The sequence below is a fragment of the Achromobacter sp. NCFB-sbj8-Ac1-l genome (genome assembly GCF_052695805.1).
Window position 1 is genome coordinate 2,141,665 of sequence record NZ_CP199812.1, and the last position, 23,255, is coordinate 2,164,919.

Here is a 23,255-nt window from a genome sequence, read left to right on the forward strand (position 1 = left end):
CGTCGCTCGATGCGCGACGGGCTTTTTTTTCGGTCAGCCCCCTGCAAGAGGGGGCTGAAAGTGCCGCCCGGCACGGTGGCGCGGGCGCAGGGCGGGAGAATCAGCTGTGATACGCCGATTCGCCGTGGCTGGTGACGTCCAGGCCTTCGCGTTCCTGGTCTTCCGGCACACGCAGGCCGCACAGGGCGTTGGCGATCTTGTAGGCGATCCAGGCGACCACGCCGGACCAGACGATGGTGATCAGCACGCCTTCCAATTGCACCCACAGCTGGCCCAGGATCATGCCGGGTTCCGCCAGGCCGGGGCCACCCAGGACCTGGGCATTGAACACACCCGTCAGCAGGGCGCCGACAATGCCGCCCACGCCGTGCACGCCGAACACGTCCAGCGCATCATCGGCGCGCAACAGGCGCTTCAGGCCATTGACGCCCCAGACGCAGACGATGCCGGCGATCACGCCGATGATCAGCGCGCCCACCGGACCCACCAGGCCGGCAGCCGGGGTGATGCCCACCAGGCCGGCAATGGCGCCGGAAGCGGCACCCAGCATGGAAGGCTTGCCCTTGATGGCCCATTCCGTGAACAGCCAGGCCAGCACGGCGCCCGCGGTGGCGATCATGGTGTTGAAGAAGGCCAGCGTGGCGTTCTCGTTGGCGGCCAATGCCGAGCCGGCGTTGAAGCCGAACCAGCCCACCCACAGCAGGGCGGCACCCACGAAGGTCATCGGCAGGTTGTGCGGCTGCATCGCTTCGCGGCCGTAGCCGACGCGCTTGCCCACCACATAGGCGCCCACCAGGCCGGCCACACCGGCGTTGATGTGCACCACGGTGCCGCCGGCGAAGTCCAGCGCGCCCTTGGCGTTCAGCAGGCCCGGCGCCGTTTCGGAGGCGAACCACACCATGTGTGCGATGGGAATGTAGGCGAACGTGAACCAGATCACCGTGAACACCAGCACCGCCGAAAAGCGGGCGCGTTCGGCGAAGCTACCGACGATCAGTGCGCAGGTGATGCCGGCGAAGGTCGCCTGGAACGAGGCGAACAGCAGCTCGGTCAGCGTGTTCGACATGGCGTACTTGCCGTCCGCCGGCGTGAACATGCCAGAGAAGAAGGCGCGCGAGAGGCCGCCGAAGAACGCGTTGCCTTCGGTGAAGGCAAGCGAGTAACCGTAGATGAACCAGAGGACCAGGCCCAGCACGAACGTGCACAACACTTGCAGCAGCACCGACAGCACATTCTTGCTGCGTACCAGGCCGCCATAGAACATCGCCAGACCGGGTACGGCCATCATCAATACGAGGAGGGTAGAGACGAGCAACCAGGAGATATCTGCTTTATCCATTTTCAGGCTCCAATGAGTCTTTCTTATTTATCTACAGCGCAGCTTCGCCGGCTTCGCCCGTCCGGATGCGGATCACTTGTTCAAGGGGGGCGGCAAAGATCTTGCCGTCGCCGATCTTGCCGGTGCGAGCGGCTTGTTCGATGGCTTCGATGACCTGGTCGACCAGGTGGTCGGGCACGGCGGCTTCGACTCGCAGCTTGGGCAGGAAGTCGACCGCGTATTCCGCGCCCCGATAAAGCTCGGTATGGCCCTTCTGGCGCCCGAACCCTTTCACTTCAGTAACAGTGAGGCCCTGGACGCCGATTCCGGATAGAGCCACCCGCACTTCGTCGAGCTTGAATGGCTTGATGATGGCGATGATGAGTTTCATGGCATTTCCTCTCATGGTTGCACGTAGGCCTCGTCAATCAAGCAAATTCCATGCCATAGGGGGCGGTGCCCGTGGGGCGGTGGGGCAGGCGCGTTTGTTGTGCCTGAATGCACCAATATAGTGCGTCATGCACCACGCGTCAGCCTCAAATCGGTGCATGCCCGGGCGTTGGTGAGGAATGCAACGGAATATGTGCCGCTGCCGCCATTTGTTGCCAGTTGATGCGGCCGCGGTATCGATCTGTAGGGCTTGCAACGCCCCGCATTGACTTGGCCGCGCGCGCTCGCGGCGGCCGCGGAACGTTGCTGGCCGCGCTTCGCGCGGCAAAGCAGGTGTTATTCAGTGGGCTGAAAGCGAATTGCAAGACGGCACAAAAAGGGGGCGGGGCGTGATACGAGGGTTTACACGCATAAGCTTGTTGCCAAAGGTTGGGTGAAGAAGAATCGACTCCAGCTCATGACACCTCATGGGCCTGATCGGGCCGCGGCAAGGGGTTCCGGCGTTGCGGCTCTCTATATATACGAAAAGCAAGAAAGGAAAGAGGAATGATGACGATCCAACGCAAGACCCTTGGCGTGCTGGCGCTGACTGCCGCGCTGGCGGTGCTGGCCGGCTGCAACAAGAGTGACGAAAAGGCCGCGCCGCCCGCGGCATCGACCCCGCCGGCGTCCAGCAGCACCACGCCGGGCACGCCGCCCGCCGCGAGCACGCCGCCCGCCACCACCACGCCCGCGCCCGCTGCCGGTGCGACTGCCGGCCTGCCCGCCGAGTGCGATGCCTACCTGAGCAAGGTCAGCGCGTGCATGGACAAGCTGGGCGCTTCCAACCCCGCCGCGGCCAGCTTCAAGCAGCAACTGGACGCAGCCAAGACGCAGTGGGCGACGATCAGCGACAAGACGCAACTGGCTGCGCAATGCAAGCAGTCGGCCGATTTGTTTGCGCAGTCCGCGACCCAGATGGGCTGCAAGTAACGATGTTGGTAGGGGGCTGCCCCCAAGGCGGCCCGGTTTTCTCCTGTGCTTTGATGGGCGGTCACCGCATGCGGCCCGCCCTTTTTTTTGCCTGCGGCAGACACGGGGAAAGCACTACACTTGAGGCACCAAGAACACCGTGAGGCCGCTATGAACAATCGCACCCAATGGATGGAAGACATCCAGAAGAACATTTCCGACCTGATCGCCCGCAGCCCCGCCGCGGACGTCGAACGCAACGTGCGCGCCATGATGACGCAGGCGTTCTCGAAGCTGGATCTGGTCACCCGCGAGGAATTCGACGTGCAGGCCGACCTGTTGGCACGCACCCGGGCCCGCGTAGACCAATTGGCCGCCACGGTCGAGCAACTGGAGACCCGCCTGTCCGCCCTGGACAAGTAGGCTGTCCAAGGGACGCTTTCGCCACGGCCGCTGATGCGGCCGTTTTTGTTTTGGAGTCCAAGGACTCGCGACCGTTACCCTGGACTGGCGCCTGGGAGGGCAGGCATGGGCACAGTCCGATTTGGCGGTGGCCCGTATAAGGGGTCTGCGATTAACGCGGCATAGGCGGCGGTCGCCGTGAATCGCTCGTGGCGGACGTTGGCGATCGTTCGTAGTTCGGGCAGCAATTCGCTTCGAAGTGCAATCGCTTGGTGTCCCCGCATTTGTCGGGAAGGGTAGATGATGCCGTCTGGCATCAAGGCGCAATCGCAGTCAAGCATTGCCTTTCGCAGACGATGGCCAATCCAGTGGCAGGCCTCGTAATCGCTTGACGAGATGGTGTCTTGGATTCCGAGCTTGGCACAGGCTTCTCCTGCCAGTTTCCAGAGGCGCAGGTCGCGGCCAAAGGCAATCTGGCCGACGACTCCAGTCTTTACGGCAGATGGGTCCAGGTAGAACTGACCTGGGCGAGTGGCATCGGTTCGAGCAAAGCGGCCTTCCCATATCGCGGTAGGCATGTCCAGGGCAACATAAAACCAGGCGTAAGGCAGGGCACCGTGCGGCAGGCGCAGTTCTCTTGGCGGGCCGAATCGATAGGCATTGTGAAAGGTCTCGGGGAGCAAATACTCCGGATCACCGGCAGTGCGATATACCGCTGTGTGGGCGGCTAGTGATGCAGCCGAATGCCTGAGTGCAGCATACAAGGCCTTGATGGAAGGAACCCGCGCTATCAAATGGGGCGGCGGTTGATCAGGGCCCCGTACGTCCACTGGCATGCTATGGCGGCTTAGTCGCGCATGCCTTTTCCCGCTTGTCTGGCAAGTTCAAGGACGCGTTGCAGTCGCTGCGTGGCGGCGAGCGACAGAAGCCGCTGCTGTGCGGTCGATACGTTTGCGCGATTTTCGAAGGGTAGTCCCGCCAGCATTTCGGCGGGCGAGAGCGCATTGAGGTCTTCCTGTTCGGTCACGAAAAACGCATGGATTTCGAACTGCAAGACCCCTCGCAATTCGGCAATGACGGTTTGCAGAAGCTTGGGAACGGGTTCAACGAATTGCCAGGCTGGGAACGCGCGCCCGTTCTTTTTCGTCGATGGCATGACGCAATAGAGCCTGCCGTCCTTGTCGTACCGATACAAGGTCGTCAACGCGCTCAGTTTTTGCCGGGCGAGCACTTCTGCGGGAGACCATAGGGCAACGGGTAGAGCGGGGGGCTTGTCGCCGACAGGAGCTTTTTCGTTGATGAGCCAGGCTTCGAGCTGCCGCACGATGACGTGCAGCAGGTCGTCTGTGCGGCCGGATTTCCGCAGGGGCGATACTTCCTTGGCCAGGGTGGATGCCATGCGCTTGATAACCTCGTGGGGATCGCCTGAATAACTGCCGTTGACGATAGCCCGGACGTCGTCGGTTGTGGTGGGTGGCTTCCGTAGGATTGGTCCCATAGTGATCTCTTCAGGCATCCGAGTCTTCAGCTTATGCTTTTTTTTCCATTATTTCCATTTTTCCCAGTTTTACCAATGTGCTGACAGCACCGGACAAGACGTGTCTTCTGTCCGAGGCCGGGCACCCCACCAGCCAGTGACACTTTTGCCACGGCCGCTGATGCGGCCGTTTTTGTTTTGGGCATACTGGTTTTCGATCGCAACCGGAGACCGCCTTGACCCTTGCCGTTATTGCCAGCCGTACCCTCAGCGGCCTGCATGCCCATGCGGTGCGGGTCGAGACGCACCTGGGGCCGGGCCTGCCCAGCTTCAACGTGGTGGGGCTGCCCGATACCGAGGTGCGTGAAAGCCGCGAGCGCGTGCGGGCGGCGATCATCAACAGCGGCTTCAACTTTCCCGCGGGGCGCATCACTGTGAACCTGTCGCCGGCCGATCTGCCCAAGGAATCGGGTCGTTTTGACCTGCCGATTGCGCTGGGGCTTCTGCTGGCCACCGGGCAGCTGGCGGCGCCCGCCACGGACGCCGCGGGCGGGCAGGCAGGCCCCGCGCCCGATCCCTTGCTGGCGGGTCTGGTGCTGGCGGGTGAGTTGTCGCTGACCGGGGCGTTGGTGCCTGTCGCCGCGGCCCTGGTGATCGCGTTGAGCGTGGCGCAGGATTCGCCAGGTGCCACCTTGATCCTGCCTGCCGGCAGTGCCGAGCAGGCAGCCTGGGTTGAAGGCCTGCGGGTCTTGTCGGCCCGCACGTTGGCGGACGTGGCCGCCCATGTTGCCGGGCATGGCCGGCTGCCTGACGCGATTCCGCTGGCGTGGCCGGAAGCGCCGCCGGTGCCGTGCCTGTCCGACCTGCGTGGGCAGCCGGGGGCGCGGCGGGCGCTGGAGGTGGCCGCGGCGGGTGGCCATAGTCTGCTGATGGTCGGGCCGCCCGGGGCGGGCAAGAGCATGCTGGCCGCTCGCCTGCCCGGCCTGTTGCCGCCCCTGACGCGCCGGCAGGCGCTCGAGACAGCGGCCATCGCCGCCCTGGCGGGCGTGCCGGATGCCCGGATGGGCACGCCGTCGTTCCGGGCGCCGCATCATTCGGCATCAGCCATGGCGCTGGTGGGAGGGGGCGGGCGGCCGCGCCCCGGCGAAATCAGCCTGGCGCATCATGGCGTCCTGTTCCTGGACGAATTGCCCGAATTCAGTCGGCGGACATTGGAGGCGCTGCGTGAACCGCTGGAAACGGGCAGGGTGATCATCGCCCGCGCCCTGCATACGGCGCAGTTTCCCGCGCGGTTCCAGTTGGTGGCGGCGATGAACCCGTGTCCTTGCGGCTGGCGGGGCCATCCGCGCAGGGCCTGCACCTGCACGCCCGACCAGGTCGCACGCTACACGGGCAAGATATCCGGCCCCTTGCTGGACCGGATCGACCTGCATGTGGCGCTGCCGCCCTCTGATCTGGAATGCATGCAGGGGCCGCCGGGCGAGCCGTCCGAGCCGGTGCGCGAGCGGGTGGCACGCTGTCGCGAGCGCCAGCACGCGCGCCAGGGCAAGCCCAACGCCGGGCTGGCCGGTGCCGAACTGGAATGCCACTGTCCGCTGCAGGCCGATGCCCGTGACTTGCTGCTGCAGGCCATGCGGCGCCTGGCGGGATCGGGGCGGGCCATGCATCGGGCCCTGCGGGTGGCCAGGACGATCGCCGACCTGGACGGGCAGGACATGCTGGGCGCCAGCCATGTCGCCCAGGCGGTGCAGTACCGCCAGCCGGGCGTATGATGGCCCGTTTCCCGCGCTTGGGCGCCCGTTCGGGCGGGTTCCGTCCCCCTGGCGCAGGCGGGGCGCCGCGCCGACCTGCCAATTGGCTCGACAAAACCTGGGAAATCACCATATAATCAAAGGCTTTCCCGGGTCCAGGCTATCTTTTTTGTCTGGCGTGCCGAGAAAAACGTAGTACCCCAAAGCAGTATCTAAGCAGTACCCCCAAGCAGTACCCCCCAAGAAGTGGCAAGAGGTCCTAAAGTTTTGCCGCAATGGTGTAGGTAGCGTGTTCCATCAGGCAGCGATGCCGGGTGCGGACAGACCGCCAACCGCCTTGCGCCAAGCACCTCGCGTCATGTAAATCAACAATCAGTGTTTAGTTTAGGGAATCATCATGCCCAAGATGAAAACCAAGAAAAGCGCCGCAAAGCGCTTTCAGGTTCGCGGCAGCGGATCCATCAAGCGTGGTCAGGCGTTCAAGCGTCACATCCTGACCAAGAAGACCACCAAGAACAAGCGCCAGCTGCGCGGTTCGGCTGCGGTCCATGAAACCAACGTGGCCTCCGTCAAGGCCATGATGCCTTTCGCTTGATTCTCACGGAGATCTACTATGCCTCGCGTCAAACGCGGCGTCACTGCCCGCGCACGTCACAAGAAAGTCATTTCCGCCGCCAAGGGTTACCGTGGCCGCCGCGGTAATGTGTTCCGTATTGCCAAGCAAGCCGTCATGCGCGCTGGCCAATACGCCTACCGCGACCGTCGTAACAAGAAGCGCACGTTCCGCGCGCTGTGGATCACGCGTATCAACGCCGCCGTCCGCGAACACGGCGTCAGCTACAGCGTGTTCATCGCTGGCCTGAAGAAGGCTGCCATCGAACTCGACCGCAAGGTCCTGGCCGATCTGGCCGTGCGCGACAAGGCCGGCTTTGCCGCCATCGTGCAGCAAGCCAAGGCTGCCTTGGCTGCCTGATCGCGCGCTTTAACTCATCGCGCATCGCTGCAAACGGGGCTGTAATGGCCCCGTTTGCGTTTTGAAGGCTGGATTTCATGACTCAATCGGTTGACGACCTGGTTTCCCAGGCGCAAGAACGCTTCGCCGCGGCCACGGACGCCGCCGCGCTCGAAAATGCAAAGGCCCGCTTCCTGGGCAAGGATGGCGCGCTGACGGTGCTGCTCAAAGGCTTGGGCAAGCTCGATCCCGAGCAGAAGCGCGACATGGGCGCCCGGATCAATCAGGCCAAGCAAAAGGTCGAAGAGCTCCTGAACTTGCGCCGCGCCGCGTTGGCGCAGGCCGAACTGGACGCCCGACTGGCTTCCGAAACCATTGACGTATCGCTTCCGGGCCGCGGCCGCGTGCCGGGCGGCATCCATCCGGTGATCCGGACCTGGGAACGCGTCGAAGAAATCTTCCGCTCCATAGGCTTCGATGTGGCCGACGGCCCCGAAGTGGAAAACGACTGGACCAATTTCACCGCGCTGAACAACCCGCTGGACCATCCGGCGCGTTCGATGCAGGACACGTTCTACGTCGACATGAAAGACGCTGACGGCCTGCCGCTGTTGCTGCGCACGCATACCAGCCCCATGCAGGTGCGTTACGCCCGCATGCACAAGCCGCCCATCAAGGTCATTGCGCCGGGGCGCACCTATCGCGTCGACAGCGACGCCACGCACTCGCCCATGTTCCACCAGGTGGAAGGGCTCTGGATCGCCGAAGACATTTCGTTCGCCGACCTGAAGGGCGTGTACACCGATTTCCTGCGTTGCTTCTTCGAAAGCGACGACCTCGTCGTGCGTTTCCGCCCGTCGTTCTTCCCGTTCACCGAACCGTCCGCCGAAATCGACATGATGTTCACGTCGGGGCCCAATCGTGGCCGCTGGCTGGAGATCTCCGGTTCGGGCCAGGTGCATCCCCAAGTGGTGCGCAACTTCGGTCTGGACCCCGAGCGCTACATCGGTTTTGCCTTCGGTTCCGGCCTTGAGCGCCTGACGATGCTGCGCTATGGCGTCAACGACCTGCGCCAGTTCTACGAAGGCGATTTGCGCTTCCTGCGCCAGTTCAACGAATAAAGACGGCTGATCATGCAATTTCCCGAATCCTGGCTGCGTACGCTGGTCAATCCCCCGATCGCAACCGACGAACTCGCGCACCGGCTCACCATGGCCGGCCTGGAAGTCGAAGACACCGTGCCGGCCGCGCCCGCGTTCAGCGGCGTGGTGGTGGGCCACATCGTCGAGATCGCTCCGCATCCCGATGCCGACAAGCTGCGCGTCTGCCAAGTGGACGACGGCTCGGGCACGCTGCTGACGATCGTCTGCGGCGCGCCCAACGCGGCCGCCGGCCTGAAGGTGCCGCTTGCCCGCGTGGGCGCGGAACTGCCTGGCGGCATGAAGATTGGCGTGGCCAAGATGCGCGGCGTGCAATCGTCGGGCATGCTGTGCTCGGCCCGCGAACTGGGCCTGTCGCAAGACCACGGCGGCCTCCTGGAGTTGCCCGCCGACTTCGTGCCGGGCCAGTCGATCCGCGAAGCGCTGGACCTGGACGACACGCTCTTCACGCTGAAGATGACGCCCAACCGTGCCGACTGCCTGTCGATCCTGGGCGTGGCGCGCGAAGTTGCCGCCCTGACCGGCGCGCCGCTGTCGGTGCCCACGGCCAAGGCCGTGCCGGTGACGCTGGACGAAGTGCTGCCCGTCAAGGTCGAAGCCCCTGATCTGTGCGGCCGTTTCGGCGGCCGCGTGATCCGCGGCGTGAATGCCCGTGCAGAGACCCCCGAATGGATGAAGACGCGCCTTGAGCGCGCCGGTCAGCGTTCGGTGTCGGCGCTGGTCGACATCTCCAACTACGTCATGCTGGAACTGGGCCGCCCCTCGCACGTGTTCGACCTGGACAAGATCCATGGCGACCTGTCGGTGCGTTGGGCCCGCGAAGGCGAGACCCTTGAATTGCTGAACGGCCAGACCGTCACGCTGGACCCCAAGGTCGGTGTGGTGGTGGCGGGCGACCAGGTCGAAAGCCTGGCCGGCATCATGGGTGGCGAAGCCACGTCGGTCACGCTGGACACGACCAATATCTATCTGGAAGCCGCATTCTGGTGGCCGCAATCGCTGGCCGGCCGCGCGCGCCGCTTCAAGTTCAGCTCTGAAGCCAGCCACCGCGGCGAGCGCGGCGTGGACTACGCCACGATCCCGCAGCACATTGAATTCATCACGCGCCTGATCGTCGACATCTGCGGCGGCCAGGCCGGTCCGCTGGACGACCAGATCGTCAACCTGCCCAAGCGCGAGCCGGTGCGCATGCGCCTGGCGCGTTGCCACCGCGTGCTGGGCGTGCCCGTCACGCAAGCCGACGTGGCCAAGATCTTCAACAGCCTGGGCCTGGAATTCACGGTCGAAGGCGATGACTTCATCGTCACGCCGCCGTCGTACCGTTTCGACCTGGTAATCGAAGAAGACCTGATCGAGGAAGTGGCTCGCATCTACGGCTTCGAGAACATTCCCACCGTGCCGCCGATGGCGCGCGCCAAGATGTTCTCGCAGCCCGAAGTGCGCCGCGGCGCCCACGCGCTGCGCCGCCTGGCTGCCGCTCAGGACTACCAGGAAGTCGTGAACTACAGCTTCGTCGAAGCCGACTGGGAACGCGACTACGCGGGCAACGACACGCCGGTCAAGCTGGTCAACCCCATCGCCAGCCACTTGTCGGTGATGCGTTCCAGCCTGATCGCCAGCCTGGTCGCCAACATCCGCCACAACGCCAACCGCAAGCAGACGCGCGTGCGCCTGTTCGAGCTGGGCCGCGTTTTCGTGCGCGATGCCTCGGCCGAGGATGGCCCGCTGGCCGTGGCCGGCGTGCGCCAGCCCCTGAAGCTGGCCGGCGCCGCGTGGGGCCCGGTGGTCGAAGAACAATGGGGCGTGCCCACGCGCCAGGTGGACTTCTACGACGTGAAGACGGATGTGCAGGCGCTGTTCGGCGCGCGCGGCAGCCGTCTGCGCTTCGAGGCCGCGGCCTACCCGGCACTGCATCCGGGCCGCAGCGCCCGCATCGAACTGGACGGCCAGCAGGTCGGCTGGATCGGTGAATTGCACCCGCGTCTGGCCCAGCAAGCCGATCTGGCGCACGCGCCGGTCGTGTTCGAAGTCGACGTGGCTGCGCTCTCCGAAGGCGAATTGCCGCAGGTACGAGAGCTGTCGCGCCAGCCCGTGGTGGTGCGCGATCTGGCCCTGTGGGTCGATGCCCCCGTCACCGCGCAATCGATGCTGGACACCGTGGCCGCCGCCGTCAAGGCCGATCCGCAACTGGCGGTGGTACAGGACGTGCGCCTGTTCGACGTGTGGCGCGAGAAGGCCCAGGGCGACCAGCCCGTGGCCGAAAAAAGCCTTGCGTTCCGTTTCTGGCTACAGGACACTGAAGTCACACTGGACGAAGCCCGGGTGGCCGATTGCCTGGCACGCATCAAAGACGCTTTGGTCAGTGCCCACGGCGCGCGCCAGCGTGCTTGAACCATGGGGAACAGTATGCTTGCCGAGCCGCGCACCCTGACCAAGGCCGAGCTGGCCGAACTGCTCTTTGAGCGGGTCGGCCTGAACAAACGCGAAGCCAAGGACATCGTCGACACGTTCTTCGAGGAAATCCGCGACGCCTTGGCGCGCGGAGATTCCGTCAAGCTTTCGGGCTTCGGAAACTTCCAGGTGCGCGACAAGCCGCCGCGCCCTGGCCGCAATCCCAAGACCGGCGAGACCATACCCATCGCCGCCCGCCGCGTGGTCACGTTCCACGCCAGCCAGAAACTCAAGAGCGTGGTCGAGCAGGCCACTCCCACGGCGCCCGACGCCGAGGAGTGATACGCTTTGTCGGTAATTGTTATCGGCACTCGACTTCCGCGCGGCATAAAATTCTCTTATGACACGTACTGAATCCACCGTAACCCTACCGCCCATTCCCGCCAAGCGCTATTTCACCATCGGTGAAGTCAGCGACCTGTGTGGCGTCAAGCCTCATGTCTTGCGGTACTGGGAACAGGAATTCACGCAGCTCAAGCCGGTCAAGCGGCGCGGCAATCGCCGCTACTATCAGCACCACGAGGTGCTGCTGATCCGCCGCATCCGGTCGTTGCTGTATGAGCAAGGCTTCACCATCAGCGGCGCGCGCAATCGCCTGGGCGATGCGCGCGACACGCCGCACGATCAGGACGCCGCCGTGCGTCTGACCGGCGCCGAGATGCAGGCCCTGCGCAACGAACTGGGCAACGTGTCGACGATGCTGGGCGAAGCGCTGGGCACGCCGGCCGCAAGCGCCAGCAGCGCTGCACAGGCTTGATGCGCGGCGCGCATCAAGCAAGCGCGAACTTTTTTCAAGCACGACTTCTGGACCCTTGCGTCTTGTGCGCGAGACCTGCAGGCAGGTGATGCAGGCATCGCGCAGGGGACGCAAATTTTTTTGAGTATTCAGCACTTTTTTTGCACCAATGCGTGCAAACAATTTTTTGTTCTGCTATACTCTTTTTCTTTCGGGGCGTAGCGCAGCCTGGTAGCGCACTTGCATGGGGTGCAAGGGGTCGCGAGTTCGAATCCCGCCGTCCCGACCAGCAATACCCTAAGGGGGTTAGTGATGAAAATCACTAACCCCCTTTCTCATTGTGCGAACCGCTGTGGGGATTTTCCGCATACGCCGGTGCGCTTGTCCGTCGTAGCGCCTTCCTGGTCACCAGCTGCCGCATTGCGCATGTCACTGCCGGACCTGGTGGATCCCTTCCTGGCCTTTGGGCGGTAGTGAGCCTCGCAGTTTGAGAATCTTCCAGTGCGTATTGAGAGACATCCAATACGTGATGCGCGCCAAGCGGGCGACGATGTTCAGCGTCAACAACCGAATTGCTCGGAGCGTTGCGCTGCTTCGTAGAGCCTTGAAGGTTGTGTTCATCGCAGGTCTGTGAAGTGAATGGCGTGCGCCTCCGAGCATGAATGCAGAGGTCTCTCGTGCGCGCGCATCTAACCCCCATCATGCTCGGCCTGCTGGCCGTGGCGGCTGCTCCCGCCCAAGCCGGTGACTACCTTCAGGTCGTCCTCGATCCTCCCGCGAGCAATAACATCCACACCGTGCTTCGTCCCGGCGACACAGTCACGTACGGCCGCCCAGGTACTGCTGTTTCGGTGTCTGGCAGCAATAGTCTGCGCGGCGATGGCGTCTCCGTGACCGCCACCAACCCGAGCGCCATGGGTTTGCTGGCGGCCTCGGGAGGCATCATATCGTTGACCAACAGCAGCATCTCCGGCTTTAGCGCAGGCGCCTACGCACTCGATGGCGGCCACATCGAGCTTGTGGGGGGGAGCGTTGTCAGCGCTGCCGGACCCACGTTGAGTAGCAAGGGGGCGGGTGCGGCCATTCATGGAAAGAACCTGACCATCACTTCTCTTGGCTCCGATCCCCGCACGGCGACGGGGGTGGGGGTATTCGTAGACGAGGGAGCTCAAGTCTCGCTTGAAGCCAGTGAGATCACGACCAGCGGTCTATCGGCCAGTGTGCAGGTGAGGAATCCGGGCTCTGTGGCTTACCTCCGCGATACTCGCATCTTCTACCAAGGCAACGGTGGACGCGCCATAGCAGTGTTTACTGGTGGCCGGCTGGAGATGACTGGCGGCGCTATTCGTAGTTTGGCGGATTCGGCTGTAAGTCTGGCCGGTGGCGTCATTACGTTGACAGGGGTGGACATTCAGCACGGGGAAAATGGCAGTAGTAGTGTCGGTTACGGCATATCGGCGGGCGACATTGCTTCCAGTAGGAGCAACGTTGTGACCCTGGAGCATGTTTCACTGAGGTCGTCCTATGTCGCCCTGAACTTCGAGGGCACCGGCACTACCTTGTCCGCTCACGATAGCGTGGTGAATGCCTCTGGCGAATTCGCAAGAGGATTGGTGATCGGGTACGGTGCGACGGCGACGCTGGACAATACGAGCCTGCTCGTCGAAGGCGGGGAAAATAGCTACGGCATTCTCGGCGCTGGCTACTTTGGCTCGGTGCCCCCGGCCGTGACAATCAGGAACGGCAGTCAGATCAGCACCAAAGGTGGGGCGGCCTTGGGGGTCGGACGGGGCGGAGTCTCGGATGGTACTTACGCATTCCTTGTCTCGGACTCTTCCATTAGTTCCAAGGATGCCCACGGGGACGCGGAAAAGGGCGTGCTGCTGTGGGCCAGTTCACCCGTGGGGGATAGCGCTGCACGGGCATACCTGGACGCCTCCCACGCCTTTCTACGGGGGGATCTGGTGGCCGAGAGTCAAGGCGTCATTGACGTTTCCCTCAAGAGTGGCTCGGTACTGACGGGTGCGGCTTTGCAGCGTGCCACGGGGCAAATCAACAGTGTGACGCTCGACGCCAGCAGCACCTGGAACGTGCGCGGTGACTCCACGCTGGGTACGCTGTCCAATGCGGGTCTGGTCGCCTTCGCTGCACCGGCTGGCGGCGGGAGCTTCAAGACGCTGACCGTAGGCAACTACGTGGGCGGCGGCACGCTGGTACTCAATACCTGGTTGGGCGACGACGCTGCCGCCACTGACAGGCTGATCATCGATGGCGGTTCGGCAACCGGTACCACGGGCTTGCGCGTCATCAATGCAGGCGGTGCGGGCAGCAGCACCGGCATCCGAGTGGTGCAGACGATCAACGGTGGCACGACCGCGTCCAACGCGTTCCATCTGGACGCCGGTTCCAGCGGCTATCGTGCCAGCGCGGGCACGATTGCCCTGAACGGCTACGACTACAGCCTGGTCCGTGGCGGCAATGGCGGCGCGGCCCCCGACTGGTACCTGACGTCGAGCTACGGCACCCCGGCGCCAGGGCCCACGGATCCCACGACCCCCCCGAACCCCACGAACCCTGCGGGTCCCGCCGCAGTCTCGCCGCCCCTGAAGCCAGGTTTCCAGAACGTGTCGCCGGAAAGCGGTGCGTATATCGGCAACCAGTTGGCCAGTATGCGGCTCTTCATTCATGGCCTGCATGACCGTGTGGCCGCCTACGGCGTTGCAAGCGCCGATGCACCCACCGCCGATGGCGTCGCGGCACGGACCGGCCGTGGCGTGTGGACGCGTGTCGAAGGGCGCCAGGACAGCGGCTTGGGCCTGACGCAGGGGCGAGTCGACATCGCTACTGACAGCTCGGTGCTGCAGTTGGGGGCGGATCTCATCAAGTTGCCCCTCGGCGGTAGCGGCGCCCTCTACGGAGGCCTTATGGGGGGCTACGGCGATGCCCGTACACGCTCGACGTCCACGCTGATGCTGCCGGGTGGCGCTGCCGTGCAGGCTCGTGCGCACGGCAAGGTGTCCGGCTATTCGGTCGGGGTGTACGGTACTGCCTATCAGGACGACGCCACGCGGCTGGGCGCATACGCTGATACGTGGATGCAGGTGGCGCGCTACCGCAATCAGGTGAACAGCGAGGTGGGCTCGGTGCACTACCGCTCCAAGGTCTTCAGTGCATCGATCGAGGCCGGCTACGCGTTCACGCCGTTTGCCGCCGGATCGACGCTGGGCCCCATCGTGCTCGAGCCGCACGCACAACTGGTGTACAGCCATTATGACGCCCAGGATGCGACGCTGCAGGGCACTCGCCTGCGCAGTGGCAGCGACAACGCCTGGCACTCGCGCTTCGGCGTGCGTCTGTATCCGCAGGCCACGGCCGTTGCCCCGGCGATGCGGCCTTTCCTCGAGGCCAATTGGCTGCATCGGTTCAATGGTGCATCCGTGCGTACGGGGGCCAACGCGCTAGAGGCTGCGCCTGCCCGCAATGCGCTCGAACTGAAGCTGGGTGCCGAAGGCCGCGTCAGTCGCGCGGTCCAGGTGTCCGGGAATCTCTTCGGCCAAGCCGGCAACAATGGCCAGCGCGGTTATGGGGGCATGGTCAACGTGGGTTATCGCTGGTAGCGATGCGATCCCCGGTGATTGATAAGGCACGAATCGGGATTGGTGCTTGACCGGTGGCAGGGCGCGAGGGTGTCAGTCGATGATCTCTGCGCAGGCGTCGGTCGGCGCCGCGGCGACGTCGCCGACGACCGGGACAATCTTGATGACGGCGGAGGTGATCCGGCAGGGGGCGGCCGCCAGGCCACAGCCTGAGGCAAGCAGGCACAACGTAGAAACCAGGATCCACTTCATCGAATTCGCTTGGAAAGGAATGGCGGCCATGGCCGCCGTTTCGCCCGTCGGGCGCAGTCCTGGGATTCTGGGTGAGGCGCGCAGCGACTCTTTTGCGCAAATGATGTGGGAGTGTGAATATCTGTGCAGTCGGCCGTACCAGATGTAACGGTGCGCCAGGCAGCTGCCGGGGCGTTCACAGGGTGCGGGTTCGGCGGCGGGGGGCCGGACGTGCGCGATCCGCTTGAGGAAGAGGCCGGGGGCAAGGGTTGTGCACGCATTGACGCGCGGCAGGGCTTATGGGATTGTCCAACCCCCAACGGCGCGCTGCCTGGCTGCGGCGCCGGCTTGCCGCAGCATACGCTGCGGTGTCACGCTTTACGGAGCATCCATGGTTACCTGCTATCTGCGTTACGTGATCGACCCCTGCCGCCTCAAGGATTTCGAGGCCTACGGCAAGATGTGGATTCCGCTGGTGGAGAAGTTCGGCGGCAAGCACCACGGCTATTTCCTGCCGTCCGAAGGCGCCAACAATATCGCGCTGGCCATGTTCACGTTTCCGAGCCTGGCGGAATACGAACGCTACCGCCAGCAGTCGATGGACGACGCGGCGTGCCAGGCGGCCTTCAAGTTTGCCGAGGACACGCGCTGCATCCTGAGCTACGAACGCAGTTTCTTCCGGCCGGTATTTGAATGAGCCTTGGGGGCGGGGCCGGCGGCCCGCGCGTGATGGCCTGAGTTCAGGGCGACGGGGCTGTTATGGCCTGATTCGTTCCGCTCTGTGCCTGTCGCACCGATCAGGCGGGCCGCATAATTGCTGGTGTTCATTCCCCTGATGCAAGGACCCCCATGCGCTACCGCTACGTCACCGCCGATGTGTTCACCGCCCACGCCTACCAGGGCAATCCGCTGGCGGTGGTGCTGGGCGCCGAGGGTCTGGATACCGCGCAGATGCAGCGCATTGCGCGGGAATTCAATTACACGGAAACCAGCTTCGTGCTGGCGCCGCGCGATGCCGCGCATACGGCATGGGTACGCATTTTCACGCCCGACCGCGAGGTGCCGTTCGCCGGCCATCCCAATGTGGGAACGGCGGTGGTGCTGGCGCGCGAGATGATCGCGGCGGGTCGCCCGGCGCCGGCGCGCTTCGAATTCGAGGAAGAAGCGGGCCTGGTGCGCATGGCATTGCAGTACGACGAGGCTGGCCGTTTGCTGGGTGCCGAATTGGCCGCGCCGCAGCCCTTGACGCGGGGCAGCCAGGCGTCGGCCGAAGCCGCCGCGCGCGCGCTGCGGCTGCAACCCGCCGATATCGAACTGGCCGAGCATGCGCCCCAGGTGGCGTCCGTGGGCCTGTCTTTCCTGGTGGTGCAATTGGCCAGCCGCGATGCGCTGCGCCGCGCGGCGCCGGACCCGGCCGGCTATGCCGCGTTGATGCCGCTGGACGGGGCGCGCTCGATCTACGCCTACACCACCGACGCGAGCGGCGATACAGCGCAGGGGCCGACGGATATCCAGGCGCGCATGTTCACCGGACGCATGACGGAGGATCCCGCCACGGGCAGCGCGACGGGGGCTGCGACCGCGTTGCGGGCCGCCTTGCGCGGCGCGGGCGAACTGCGGTTGCGGGTGGGGCAGGGTGTGGACATGGGGCGGGCCAGCCTGCTGTTGGCGCAGGCCGAGGTTCGCGCCGACGGCGTCTGGGCGGGCGTGGCCGGGCAGGCCGTGGTGGTGATGGAAGGCACGTTGCCGGTGCCGATGATGGATTGACCCGCCAGCGCCGGCTGGGGTTTCGTGAGGGCTTGCTGCGACGCACAATCTTCAAGTATGCTGGCCGCCATGCCTATCGCCCATTTCGCCCCGCCGGCCTTGCCGGCCCGGGCAGACAACCGACGAATCACTCGACGCCTGCGTTGAGTGGCAAGCCGTGTTCAAGCGCCGGATTTCCGGCGCTCCCACCAGAAGGCCACGATACCCCTCGTGGCCTTTTTGTTTGCGCGGCATGCGCGACCTGTTTTCCAGCCATCGAGGCGTAGCGCCCGGCCTTCGTTTTTCCTGCAAAGAGGAACGAAGCATGACGCACCCTGAACTGGCCATCCGGCCTTTCCACCCGTCCGACGAAGCCGCCGTGATCGGGCTATGGACCGCCTGCGGGCTGACGCGGCCGTGGAATGATCCGCGCAAGGACGTGGCCCGCAAGCTGACCGTGCAGTCCGACCTGTTCCTGGTCGGCGAAGCGGACGGCGAGATCGTGGGCACCTTGATGGGCGGGTATGACGGCCACCGTGGCTGGATCAATTACCTGGCGGTGTCGCCGGCGCATCAGCGCCGCGGCTATGCGTCGGTGCTGATGCGGGCAGTGGAACGCAAGCTGCTGGAAAAAGGCTGCCCCAAGATCAACCTGCTGATCCGCTCGGGCAACGAGGCGGTGCGGGATTTCTATGCCAGCCTGGGGTTCGAGCAGGATCAGGTGATCAGCCTGGGCAAGCGCCTGATCCCGGATTTGTGAGGCCCGGGGCCGCTGGCTTCGAAGCCCTGCCGCTGAAGGCCGGCGGCAGGGTCGTTCAAGTCCCAGGGATGGGGCTCCCACATTTACATGGGCTCGGTCAGGTAGACGCCTTCGCGGCCGACGATCGGCATGCGGGTCGGCATGAAGATCGTGCAGTGGTCGCACGGTGAGCGGATTTCCTCGCCGGCGTTGATGGCGATGAGTTCGCCTTTGTTGAAGACTTCGAAACCGATGACGGGGCGCACGAAGGCGAAGTCTTCCGACTTGACCATGTGCACTTCCAGCAGGCGGAAGGGCTGGGCGGGCGGGGGCGGGGCGGCCGAGGCGGGCGTATCGATCAGGCCCAGGTGCGCCAGGAAGCGCAGCGTGACGTCGGTGGCCAGGTCGGCCGCCGATTGCGCGAAGTGCTGGCCGCATTCGACCACCAGGGCGCCGCCGCTGTTCGAGGCGGGGTCGCCGTGGCGGCCGTAGTTGAGCACGCCGGTGCCGGGAAAGCGGCCGGCCGGCATCACCAGTTGCACGGCAGGCGCGCCGACGGCGGCGGCCAGCGCGGTGTTGCGGTCGATTTCGGGGTAGACCCAGAAAGGCTGCACGGGGGCGCGGGTGGAATGGATGTCCAGCACATAGTCGGCCGCGTCCAGCACGGGTCGCAATTCACGCGCGCGCCGCAGTTCGGGGCTTTGCTCGGCGCCGTCCAGCCATTCGGGCGACCAGATGCGATTCAGGTTGTGAACCAGTTGCCGGTTTTCGTAGGGGTTGTCGATGTCGAAGGCTTCATAGGCTTCGATGTTGGCGAAGCTGACGGTGAGCGTGCCGATCTTGGGACGCACGCCGGTATCGAGCAGATGGGTGGCCGCGACCATGCCACAGATTTCGTTGCCGTGGGTCAAGGCGTTGATGAGCACGTGCGGGCCGGGCTTGCCCGATTCGAAGCGGTGCACGTAGTCGATGCCGGTGTTGCCCTGGCGGTAGGCGGACAGGTCGCGCGGCAGGACTTCCAGCGGCGCGGTGTCGGGGGCGAAAGCGGGATTGGACATTGTGGAGGGGGCCTATTCGGGGCGGATGCCGGCGCGGTCGACCAGGTCTTTGTACAAGGCCAGGCGTTGCGACATCATGGTGGTGAATGCTTGGGGCGTCTGCAATTCAGGGGGCAGGGCGCCGCTTTTTTCCAGCGATTGCGCGGTGGCGGGTTCGCGGGCTGCGGTCTGGACGGCGGCCAGCAGCTTTTGCACGATCTCGGGCGGCGTGCCGGCGGGCGCGGCCAGTCCGATCCAGGACATCGAGTTAAGCACGGGATAACCGAGTTCGGCAAAAGTGGGAATGTCCGGCAGCGAGTCCAGGCGATTGGGCGCGGCCACGGCGAGCGCGCGCATCTTGCCCGTCTGGATGTGCGGCAGGAAAGGCGCAAGGTTGTCCAGCGCAAACTGGGCTTCGTTGGCCAGCAAGGCATTCAAGAGTGGCGCGCCGCCGCGATAGGGCACGTGCACGGCCTTGACCTGCACGGTGTGCTTGAGCAGTTCGGCATTGAGCTGGCCCATGCTGCCCACGCCGGCGGTGGCGAAGTGCACGTCGTCGGGGTGCGCCTTCAGGTAGGCGACGAATTGCGCGAAGGTCTTGACGGGCAGTTCGGCGCTGGTCACCAGCACGTTGGGGGTGCGCGCCAGTTGCGAGATCGAGGCGAAGTCCTTGATCGGGTCGTAACCGAGGTTGGGGTGCATGATGGGGTTGGCCAGGTGCGAGCTTTGCGACGAGGCGACCAACGTGTAGCCGTCGGGCTTGGCGCGCGCCACGCGTTGGCTGCCGATGGCGCCGCCGGCGCCGTCGCGGTTCTCGACGACGAGGGTCACGCCCAGTACCTTGCCGAGCGCTTCGGCGTAGAGGCGGCCGACCAGGTCGACGGAGCCGCCGGCAGGAAAAGGCACCACCAGGCTGATGGGGCGCGAGGGATACGTGTCGGCGCGCGCGGCCAGCGGCAGCAGGGCGGCGCCCATGCCGGCCATGAGCAGGGTGCGGCGGCCTGGCGACGGCGCCTGGGATCGATGCGTCATGAAGCTCTCTTGTAGTGACGGACGGTTCAGTCTATTCTGCAATGAAAATTGCAGAGGGGAATATAGTCTGCAATGAACGTTGTTGAATTTGGGGTTATCACCTAGCCGCGCCGCGGCGGGCGCATGGCTCCGCGTCATGGAGTTCGCCCGCATCGTGAACCTGCACCAACGCATCGCTGCCTACGACAAGAAGCTGACCAAGACCGAACGACTGGTGGTCCAGGACATGCAGTCGCGCTATCCGCAGGGCCTGTTGGAATCGGCCACGGCCCTGGCCCGCAAGGTCGGCACCAGCGCGTCCACGGTCGTGCGCCTGTTGGCCAAGCTGGGCTATGACAGCTATGCGCAGGCGCAGATGCAGGCGCGCGCCGAGGTGACGGCGATGTTGGCCTCGCCAGGCGAACGGGCGGATGCGGTCAGTGTCGACAATCCGTCGGCCCAGGCATGCCTGCAGAATGCGTTGCTGCACGACCAGCACAACCTGGAAGCCACGTTTGCCGCCATCGATGTGGCGGCGTTCGAAGCGGCCGTGCGCGCATTGACCCAGCGCAAGGCGCGGGTGCATGTGCTGGGCCTGCGCCAGGCCGCGCCGCTGGCCAGCCACATGGCGCTGTATCTGAACCTGTGCATGCCGGGTGTAAAGGCCATGACCGCCTCGGGCCCGCTGTTCCTCGAAGACCAACTGCTGTGGCTGGATGAGCAGGATGTGCTGCTGGCCTTTACGTTCCGCCGCTATTCCGTGGCCGCGGCCAATGCCGTGAAGGTGTTTCGCGAGCGGGGAGGCAAGGTGGTGCTGATCACCGATTCGGCCGCCGCCCCGGCTGCCGCGTTTGCGCAGCACGTGCTGCTGGCCCGCACCTCCAGCGCATCGCCGTTCGATTCCTATGTGGCGGCCATGTCGATCTGCAATGCGCTCTTGGCAGCCGTGGCATTGCGCCGTAAAAAGGAACTGGCAGCAACGCTTGAACGGGGCGAGGCCTTGTGGGATTCGCAGTGGATCCATCCGCCCGCGCGTTGACCCGAAATCGGCCCGATTTCGGCCTGATTTCGGACCTGTCCAGATGCGTCGGCACTAGCTGTTCTAGTGCTGTTTGACTGCTGAAAAACACGGCTTTTCAAGCCGTTTTTTTTTTGGCATATTGCGGCCGGACAAGCAGATTTCAGGAGTGCGGGAATGGACTTGTGGCCGCAGCGTCACATCGACGGCTTCGAGGTTAAGTGTGAAGTGGTCAGCCTGGATGCGGGCGTCCTGGCGATCGAGATCGCCGTGTCCCGTCCGGGCGATGCGGACTTCCAGCAGCGCTGGTCCCTGCCGCGGTTCGTGACCTTTGCCGACGAAGGCGTGGCCCGGCGCCATGCGGAACTGGTGTTGTCCGGCATCGTGTCGGTCGACCCCGCGACCGGCGAACCTCGCTACGGCATTCTTTGATGCCGCACGGCCGCCAGCGCGGCCGGATACGGGGCAGTTTGCGCACCGTATCCAGAAGCGGCGTGCCCTACCAAATGTTGCGGGGCACTCCTGTACCGCATTGGCCTGCAATATATGCCGTCTGTGGTTCGGAACGGGTTCTGGCTGGGGGCAGTGTAGTTTTTGTTTCGTTTATCACAACATGTGCCTTGTGCCTTGGCCAGGGGCCGGTAGAGTGGTTATTGGATGACAACAACAAGGAGAGTTCCATGTTCGACACTTTTCCTCGCTTGCGCCGCGCTGGCATGGCTGCCGCGGCGATCGGCGTAGCCGGCCTGCTGTTTGCCGGTTGCACCACCACCACGCCCAAGTCGGCCGCTTCGGCGACCGAGCAGCGGCAGTCGATCAACAGCGCGGCCAACGCATCGTTGGGCAAGCTGTACGAAGCCGCGCCCCAATCCAAGGAATTGATCGCGCGCGCCAAGGGCGTGCTGATTTTCCCTGACGTGCTGAGCGGCAGCTTCTTCATCGGTGCCCAGCACGGCAAGGGTGTGCTGCGTGTGGGCGGCGCCAATGCCGGCTACTACAGCACCACGGCAGGCTCGATCGGCTTCCAGGCCGGCGCGCAGTCCAAGGCGATGTTCGTGCTGTTCATGACGGACGACGCCTTGAACAAGTTCCGCAACAGCAACGGCTGGACGGTGGGTGCCGACGCCACGGTCGCCGTGGTCAACATCGGCGCCAATGGCCGCATCGATACCAACACGGCGCAACAGCCGATCGTGGGCTTCGTGCTGAACAACGGCGGCCTGATGGCGGGCGTGTCGCTGGAAGGCACCAAGATCTCGAAGATCGATATGTAAGGGGTATCAGGCCCCCTCGGGATTCGCGTCCCATGCAAAACGCCGCGGTGGGTCATTCACCGCGGCGTTTCTTTTTGGGTTGCGTGGGCGCGAATCAGCGCAGGATGTCGTCGCCGTGGTTGCGGACCGCGCTTTCGCGTTCGATTTCAGCGGCTTCGATTTTTGGGTCCAGCCCGCGCCAACGCAGGATATGGCCGCGTTCTTCGGCGGGTTCCCAGCCCAGGATGCCGTAGCGTGTGATTTCGGTTTCGCCGGTGTCGAACGCCACTTCAAAGTAGCCCTGACGATCGGGTAGCGTGCTGCCGGGGAACCATTCGGTTTCAGGCATGGTGTGCTCCTTGCTAAGCGATGGAGGGGGCGCCGCCGCCGGCTCAATGCGGCAGCGGACGTTTTCATTGTGGGCTTGCCGGCGCGATACCGCAAGCGCGCATCAGGCCAGCGGCACCGCCGTGGTGTAAAGCACCTGCTTGAGCGCGAAGCTGGAGCGAATGCTGGCCACGCCGGGAATGCGCGTGATGTGTTCGACGATCAGGCGTTCGAGCGCATCGACATCGGGCACCAGCGCGCGGATCAGGTAGTCGGCATCGCCCGACATCAGGTAGCACTCCATGATTTCGGGCAGCACGGCGATTTCGCGTTCGAACACGTCCAGCGCGGCCTTGCGTTGCTTGTCCAGCGAGATCTGGATGAACACGTTGACCTTCAGGCCCAGTTTGCGGGCATTGAGCAGCGTGACTCGGCGATCGATCAGGCCTTCGGTTTCCAGGCGCCGCACGCGCGCCAGGCAGGGCGAGGCCGAGAGATTGACGCGCGCGGCCAGCTCGACGTTGGTCAGGCGGGCGTCGCGCTGGAGTTCATTGAGAATGCGGATGTCGGTGGCATCCAGGTTGATGTCCGGCATAAGTCACCTGTGGTATTGAGGTAGGCAGTTCATTTGTGCCGAGTATGCATGGAATGGCGGTGAATTGAGGTGAAATATGCTGGGGTTTACCCTATAGACTGTTCCTTTCTTTGG

The 23,255-nt window shown here is 64.4% G+C and carries 25 protein-coding genes and 1 tRNA gene; 17 read left to right on the top strand and 9 right to left on the bottom strand.

Annotation, left to right across the window (positions count from 1 at the left end):
* Positions 1-100: 100 nt before the first annotated feature.
* Both amt and ACUDP5_RS09800 read right to left on the bottom strand, forming a co-directional pair.
* Entirely contained in the window at positions 101-1,339 is a 1,239-nt protein-coding gene (gene amt / locus ACUDP5_RS09795; protein WP_183003325.1) for an ammonium transporter, read from the bottom strand.
* Between the two features lie 31 nt (positions 1,340-1,370).
* The gene (locus ACUDP5_RS09800) at positions 1,371-1,709 is read right to left on the bottom strand and encodes a P-II family nitrogen regulator (protein ID WP_006218735.1); all 339 of its coding nucleotides are present in this window, start codon (positions 1,707-1,709) and stop codon (positions 1,371-1,373) included.
* 545 nt (positions 1,710-2,254) lie between these two features.
* Here ACUDP5_RS09800 and ACUDP5_RS09805 point away from each other — a divergent pair.
* Together ACUDP5_RS09805 and ACUDP5_RS09810 are read left to right on the top strand one after the other, a co-directional pair.
* The gene (locus tag ACUDP5_RS09805) at positions 2,255-2,680 is read left to right on the top strand and encodes a DUF5339 family protein (protein ID WP_263914777.1); all 426 of its coding nucleotides are present in this window, start codon (positions 2,255-2,257) and stop codon (positions 2,678-2,680) included.
* A 150-nt stretch (positions 2,681-2,830) separates the two neighbouring features.
* The gene (locus ACUDP5_RS09810; protein ID WP_025135357.1) at positions 2,831-3,082 is read left to right on the top strand and encodes an accessory factor UbiK family protein; all 252 of its coding nucleotides are present in this window, start codon (positions 2,831-2,833) and stop codon (positions 3,080-3,082) included.
* 74 nt (positions 3,083-3,156) lie between these two features.
* Here the strand turns inward: ACUDP5_RS09810 and ACUDP5_RS09815 are convergent, their stop codons facing one another.
* Both ACUDP5_RS09815 and ACUDP5_RS09820 read right to left on the bottom strand, forming a co-directional pair.
* On the bottom strand, positions 3,157-3,897 hold the full coding sequence (locus ACUDP5_RS09815; protein ID WP_445658637.1) for an RES domain-containing protein: 741 nt from the start codon (positions 3,895-3,897) through the stop codon (positions 3,157-3,159).
* 11 nt (positions 3,898-3,908) lie between these two features.
* Positions 3,909-4,460, bottom strand: coding sequence for a hypothetical protein (locus ACUDP5_RS09820; RefSeq protein ID WP_445658638.1), 552 nt, complete (start codon positions 4,458-4,460; stop codon positions 3,909-3,911).
* 314 nt (positions 4,461-4,774) lie between these two features.
* Between ACUDP5_RS09820 and ACUDP5_RS09825 the strand changes: the two genes are divergently transcribed.
* The 9 genes from ACUDP5_RS09825 to ACUDP5_RS09865 all read left to right on the top strand — a co-directional run bounded on the left by ACUDP5_RS09825 (position 4,775) and on the right by ACUDP5_RS09865 (position 15,205).
* Complete coding sequence (locus ACUDP5_RS09825) at positions 4,775-6,310, top strand: YifB family Mg chelatase-like AAA ATPase (RefSeq protein WP_445658639.1); 1,536 nt, start codon at positions 4,775-4,777, stop codon at positions 6,308-6,310.
* A gap of 376 nt (positions 6,311-6,686) precedes the next feature.
* Positions 6,687-6,884: a 50S ribosomal protein L35 gene (rpmI, locus tag ACUDP5_RS09830; protein ID WP_006387997.1), complete on the top strand. Its 198-nt coding sequence runs from the start codon at positions 6,687-6,689 to the stop codon at positions 6,882-6,884.
* Between the two features lie 18 nt (positions 6,885-6,902).
* Entirely contained in the window at positions 6,903-7,262 is a 360-nt protein-coding gene (gene rplT / locus ACUDP5_RS09835; protein WP_006387998.1) for a 50S ribosomal protein L20, read from the top strand.
* Positions 7,263-7,339: 77 nt separating this feature from the next.
* Entirely contained in the window at positions 7,340-8,362 is a 1,023-nt protein-coding gene (gene pheS / locus ACUDP5_RS09840; protein ID WP_006387999.1) for a phenylalanine--tRNA ligase subunit alpha, read from the top strand.
* A gap of 12 nt (positions 8,363-8,374) precedes the next feature.
* Positions 8,375-10,792 carry a phenylalanine--tRNA ligase subunit beta gene (gene pheT, locus ACUDP5_RS09845; protein WP_445658640.1) on the top strand — a complete coding sequence of 806 codons (2,418 nt, stop codon included), beginning with the start codon at positions 8,375-8,377 and terminating at the stop codon, positions 10,790-10,792.
* 3 nt (positions 10,793-10,795) lie between these two features.
* Positions 10,796-11,134, top strand: coding sequence for an integration host factor subunit alpha (locus tag ACUDP5_RS09850; protein WP_025135360.1), 339 nt, complete (start codon positions 10,796-10,798; stop codon positions 11,132-11,134).
* Positions 11,135-11,192: 58 nt separating this feature from the next.
* Positions 11,193-11,609 carry a MerR family transcriptional regulator gene (locus tag ACUDP5_RS09855; RefSeq protein ID WP_445658641.1) on the top strand — a complete coding sequence of 139 codons (417 nt, stop codon included), beginning with the start codon at positions 11,193-11,195 and terminating at the stop codon, positions 11,607-11,609.
* A gap of 191 nt (positions 11,610-11,800) precedes the next feature.
* Positions 11,801-11,877, top strand: a tRNA-Pro gene (locus ACUDP5_RS09860).
* A gap of 412 nt (positions 11,878-12,289) precedes the next feature.
* Positions 12,290-15,205, top strand: coding sequence for an autotransporter family protein (locus ACUDP5_RS09865; protein WP_445658642.1), 2,916 nt, complete (start codon positions 12,290-12,292; stop codon positions 15,203-15,205).
* A gap of 72 nt (positions 15,206-15,277) precedes the next feature.
* On the opposite strand, the gene ACUDP5_RS09870 is transcribed toward ACUDP5_RS09865, so the two are convergent.
* Positions 15,278-15,436 (bottom strand): DUF6726 family protein, encoded by a 159-nt coding sequence (locus ACUDP5_RS09870; protein WP_183003318.1) that lies wholly within the window; start codon positions 15,434-15,436, stop codon positions 15,278-15,280.
* 370 nt (positions 15,437-15,806) lie between these two features.
* Here ACUDP5_RS09870 and ACUDP5_RS09875 point away from each other — a divergent pair, with 370 nt between their 5' ends.
* From ACUDP5_RS09875 to ACUDP5_RS09885, 3 genes are all read left to right on the top strand, one after another.
* Positions 15,807-16,112: an NIPSNAP family protein gene (locus tag ACUDP5_RS09875; protein WP_445658643.1), complete on the top strand. Its 306-nt coding sequence runs from the start codon at positions 15,807-15,809 to the stop codon at positions 16,110-16,112.
* A 152-nt stretch (positions 16,113-16,264) separates the two neighbouring features.
* Complete coding sequence (locus tag ACUDP5_RS09880) at positions 16,265-17,182, top strand: PhzF family phenazine biosynthesis protein (RefSeq protein ID WP_445658644.1); 918 nt, start codon at positions 16,265-16,267, stop codon at positions 17,180-17,182.
* 304 nt (positions 17,183-17,486) lie between these two features.
* Positions 17,487-17,921 (top strand): GNAT family acetyltransferase, encoded by a 435-nt coding sequence (locus ACUDP5_RS09885; protein ID WP_263914787.1) that lies wholly within the window; start codon positions 17,487-17,489, stop codon positions 17,919-17,921.
* A gap of 83 nt (positions 17,922-18,004) precedes the next feature.
* Here the strand turns inward: ACUDP5_RS09885 and ACUDP5_RS09890 are convergent, their stop codons facing one another.
* Positions 18,005-18,958, bottom strand: a complete 954-nt coding sequence (locus ACUDP5_RS09890; protein ID WP_445658645.1) for a succinylglutamate desuccinylase — start codon at positions 18,956-18,958, stop codon at positions 18,005-18,007.
* 12 nt (positions 18,959-18,970) lie between these two features.
* Positions 18,971-19,969, bottom strand: a complete 999-nt coding sequence (locus tag ACUDP5_RS09895; protein WP_263914789.1) for a tripartite tricarboxylate transporter substrate-binding protein — start codon at positions 19,967-19,969, stop codon at positions 18,971-18,973.
* Positions 19,970-20,105: 136 nt separating this feature from the next.
* On the opposite strand from ACUDP5_RS09895, the gene ACUDP5_RS09900 reads away from it, so the two are divergent.
* The 3 genes from ACUDP5_RS09900 to ACUDP5_RS09910 all read left to right on the top strand — a co-directional run bounded on the left by ACUDP5_RS09900 (position 20,106) and on the right by ACUDP5_RS09910 (position 22,240).
* Positions 20,106-20,987 carry a MurR/RpiR family transcriptional regulator gene (locus ACUDP5_RS09900; RefSeq protein WP_263914790.1) on the top strand — a complete coding sequence of 294 codons (882 nt, stop codon included), beginning with the start codon at positions 20,106-20,108 and terminating at the stop codon, positions 20,985-20,987.
* A gap of 156 nt (positions 20,988-21,143) precedes the next feature.
* The gene (locus ACUDP5_RS09905) at positions 21,144-21,398 is read left to right on the top strand and encodes a hypothetical protein (RefSeq protein WP_445658646.1); all 255 of its coding nucleotides are present in this window, start codon (positions 21,144-21,146) and stop codon (positions 21,396-21,398) included.
* A gap of 248 nt (positions 21,399-21,646) precedes the next feature.
* A complete protein-coding gene (locus ACUDP5_RS09910) occupies positions 21,647-22,240 on the top strand; it encodes a BPSL1445 family SYLF domain-containing lipoprotein (protein WP_445658647.1) in 594 nt (197 codons plus the stop codon).
* 94 nt (positions 22,241-22,334) lie between these two features.
* Here ACUDP5_RS09910 and ACUDP5_RS09915 read toward each other — a convergent pair whose 3' ends face one another.
* Together ACUDP5_RS09915 and ACUDP5_RS09920 are read right to left on the bottom strand one after the other, a co-directional pair.
* Positions 22,335-22,568 (bottom strand): hypothetical protein, encoded by a 234-nt coding sequence (locus tag ACUDP5_RS09915; protein WP_025135379.1) that lies wholly within the window; start codon positions 22,566-22,568, stop codon positions 22,335-22,337.
* A 102-nt stretch (positions 22,569-22,670) separates the two neighbouring features.
* Positions 22,671-23,141 carry an Lrp/AsnC family transcriptional regulator gene (locus tag ACUDP5_RS09920; RefSeq protein ID WP_025135380.1) on the bottom strand — a complete coding sequence of 157 codons (471 nt, stop codon included), beginning with the start codon at positions 23,139-23,141 and terminating at the stop codon, positions 22,671-22,673.
* Between the last annotated feature and the right edge of the window lie 114 nt (positions 23,142-23,255).

Excerpts from the sequence above, each read along its gene's own strand:
- amt (WP_183003325.1), bottom strand. The coding sequence starts at position 1,339 with ATGGATAAAGCAGATATCTCCTGGTTGCTCGTCTCTACCCTCCTCGTA.
- ACUDP5_RS09800 (WP_006218735.1), bottom strand. The coding sequence starts at position 1,709 with ATGAAACTCATCATCGCCATCATCAAGCCATTCAAGCTCGACGAAGTG.
- ACUDP5_RS09805 (WP_263914777.1), top strand. The coding sequence starts at position 2,255 with ATGATGACGATCCAACGCAAGACCCTTGGCGTGCTGGCGCTGACTGCC.
- ACUDP5_RS09810 (WP_025135357.1), top strand. The coding sequence starts at position 2,831 with ATGAACAATCGCACCCAATGGATGGAAGACATCCAGAAGAACATTTCC.
- ACUDP5_RS09815 (WP_445658637.1), bottom strand. The coding sequence starts at position 3,897 with ATGCCAGTGGACGTACGGGGCCCTGATCAACCGCCGCCCCATTTGATA.
- ACUDP5_RS09820 (WP_445658638.1), bottom strand. The coding sequence starts at position 4,460 with ATGGCATCCACCCTGGCCAAGGAAGTATCGCCCCTGCGGAAATCCGGC.
- rpmI (WP_006387997.1), top strand. The coding sequence starts at position 6,687 with ATGCCCAAGATGAAAACCAAGAAAAGCGCCGCAAAGCGCTTTCAGGTT.
- rplT (WP_006387998.1), top strand. The coding sequence starts at position 6,903 with ATGCCTCGCGTCAAACGCGGCGTCACTGCCCGCGCACGTCACAAGAAA.
- pheS (WP_006387999.1), top strand. The coding sequence starts at position 7,340 with ATGACTCAATCGGTTGACGACCTGGTTTCCCAGGCGCAAGAACGCTTC.
- pheT (WP_445658640.1), top strand. The coding sequence starts at position 8,375 with ATGCAATTTCCCGAATCCTGGCTGCGTACGCTGGTCAATCCCCCGATC.
- ACUDP5_RS09850 (WP_025135360.1), top strand. The coding sequence starts at position 10,796 with ATGGGGAACAGTATGCTTGCCGAGCCGCGCACCCTGACCAAGGCCGAG.
- ACUDP5_RS09855 (WP_445658641.1), top strand. The coding sequence starts at position 11,193 with ATGACACGTACTGAATCCACCGTAACCCTACCGCCCATTCCCGCCAAG.
- ACUDP5_RS09865 (WP_445658642.1), top strand. The coding sequence starts at position 12,290 with ATGCTCGGCCTGCTGGCCGTGGCGGCTGCTCCCGCCCAAGCCGGTGAC.
- ACUDP5_RS09870 (WP_183003318.1), bottom strand. The coding sequence starts at position 15,436 with ATGAAGTGGATCCTGGTTTCTACGTTGTGCCTGCTTGCCTCAGGCTGT.
- ACUDP5_RS09875 (WP_445658643.1), top strand. The coding sequence starts at position 15,807 with ATGGTTACCTGCTATCTGCGTTACGTGATCGACCCCTGCCGCCTCAAG.
- ACUDP5_RS09880 (WP_445658644.1), top strand. The coding sequence starts at position 16,265 with ATGCGCTACCGCTACGTCACCGCCGATGTGTTCACCGCCCACGCCTAC.
- ACUDP5_RS09885 (WP_263914787.1), top strand. The coding sequence starts at position 17,487 with ATGACGCACCCTGAACTGGCCATCCGGCCTTTCCACCCGTCCGACGAA.
- ACUDP5_RS09890 (WP_445658645.1), bottom strand. The coding sequence starts at position 18,958 with ATGTCCAATCCCGCTTTCGCCCCCGACACCGCGCCGCTGGAAGTCCTG.
- ACUDP5_RS09895 (WP_263914789.1), bottom strand. The coding sequence starts at position 19,969 with ATGACGCATCGATCCCAGGCGCCGTCGCCAGGCCGCCGCACCCTGCTC.
- ACUDP5_RS09900 (WP_263914790.1), top strand. The coding sequence starts at position 20,106 with ATGGAGTTCGCCCGCATCGTGAACCTGCACCAACGCATCGCTGCCTAC.
- ACUDP5_RS09905 (WP_445658646.1), top strand. The coding sequence starts at position 21,144 with ATGGACTTGTGGCCGCAGCGTCACATCGACGGCTTCGAGGTTAAGTGT.
- ACUDP5_RS09910 (WP_445658647.1), top strand. The coding sequence starts at position 21,647 with ATGTTCGACACTTTTCCTCGCTTGCGCCGCGCTGGCATGGCTGCCGCG.
- ACUDP5_RS09915 (WP_025135379.1), bottom strand. The coding sequence starts at position 22,568 with ATGCCTGAAACCGAATGGTTCCCCGGCAGCACGCTACCCGATCGTCAG.
- ACUDP5_RS09920 (WP_025135380.1), bottom strand. The coding sequence starts at position 23,141 with ATGCCGGACATCAACCTGGATGCCACCGACATCCGCATTCTCAATGAA.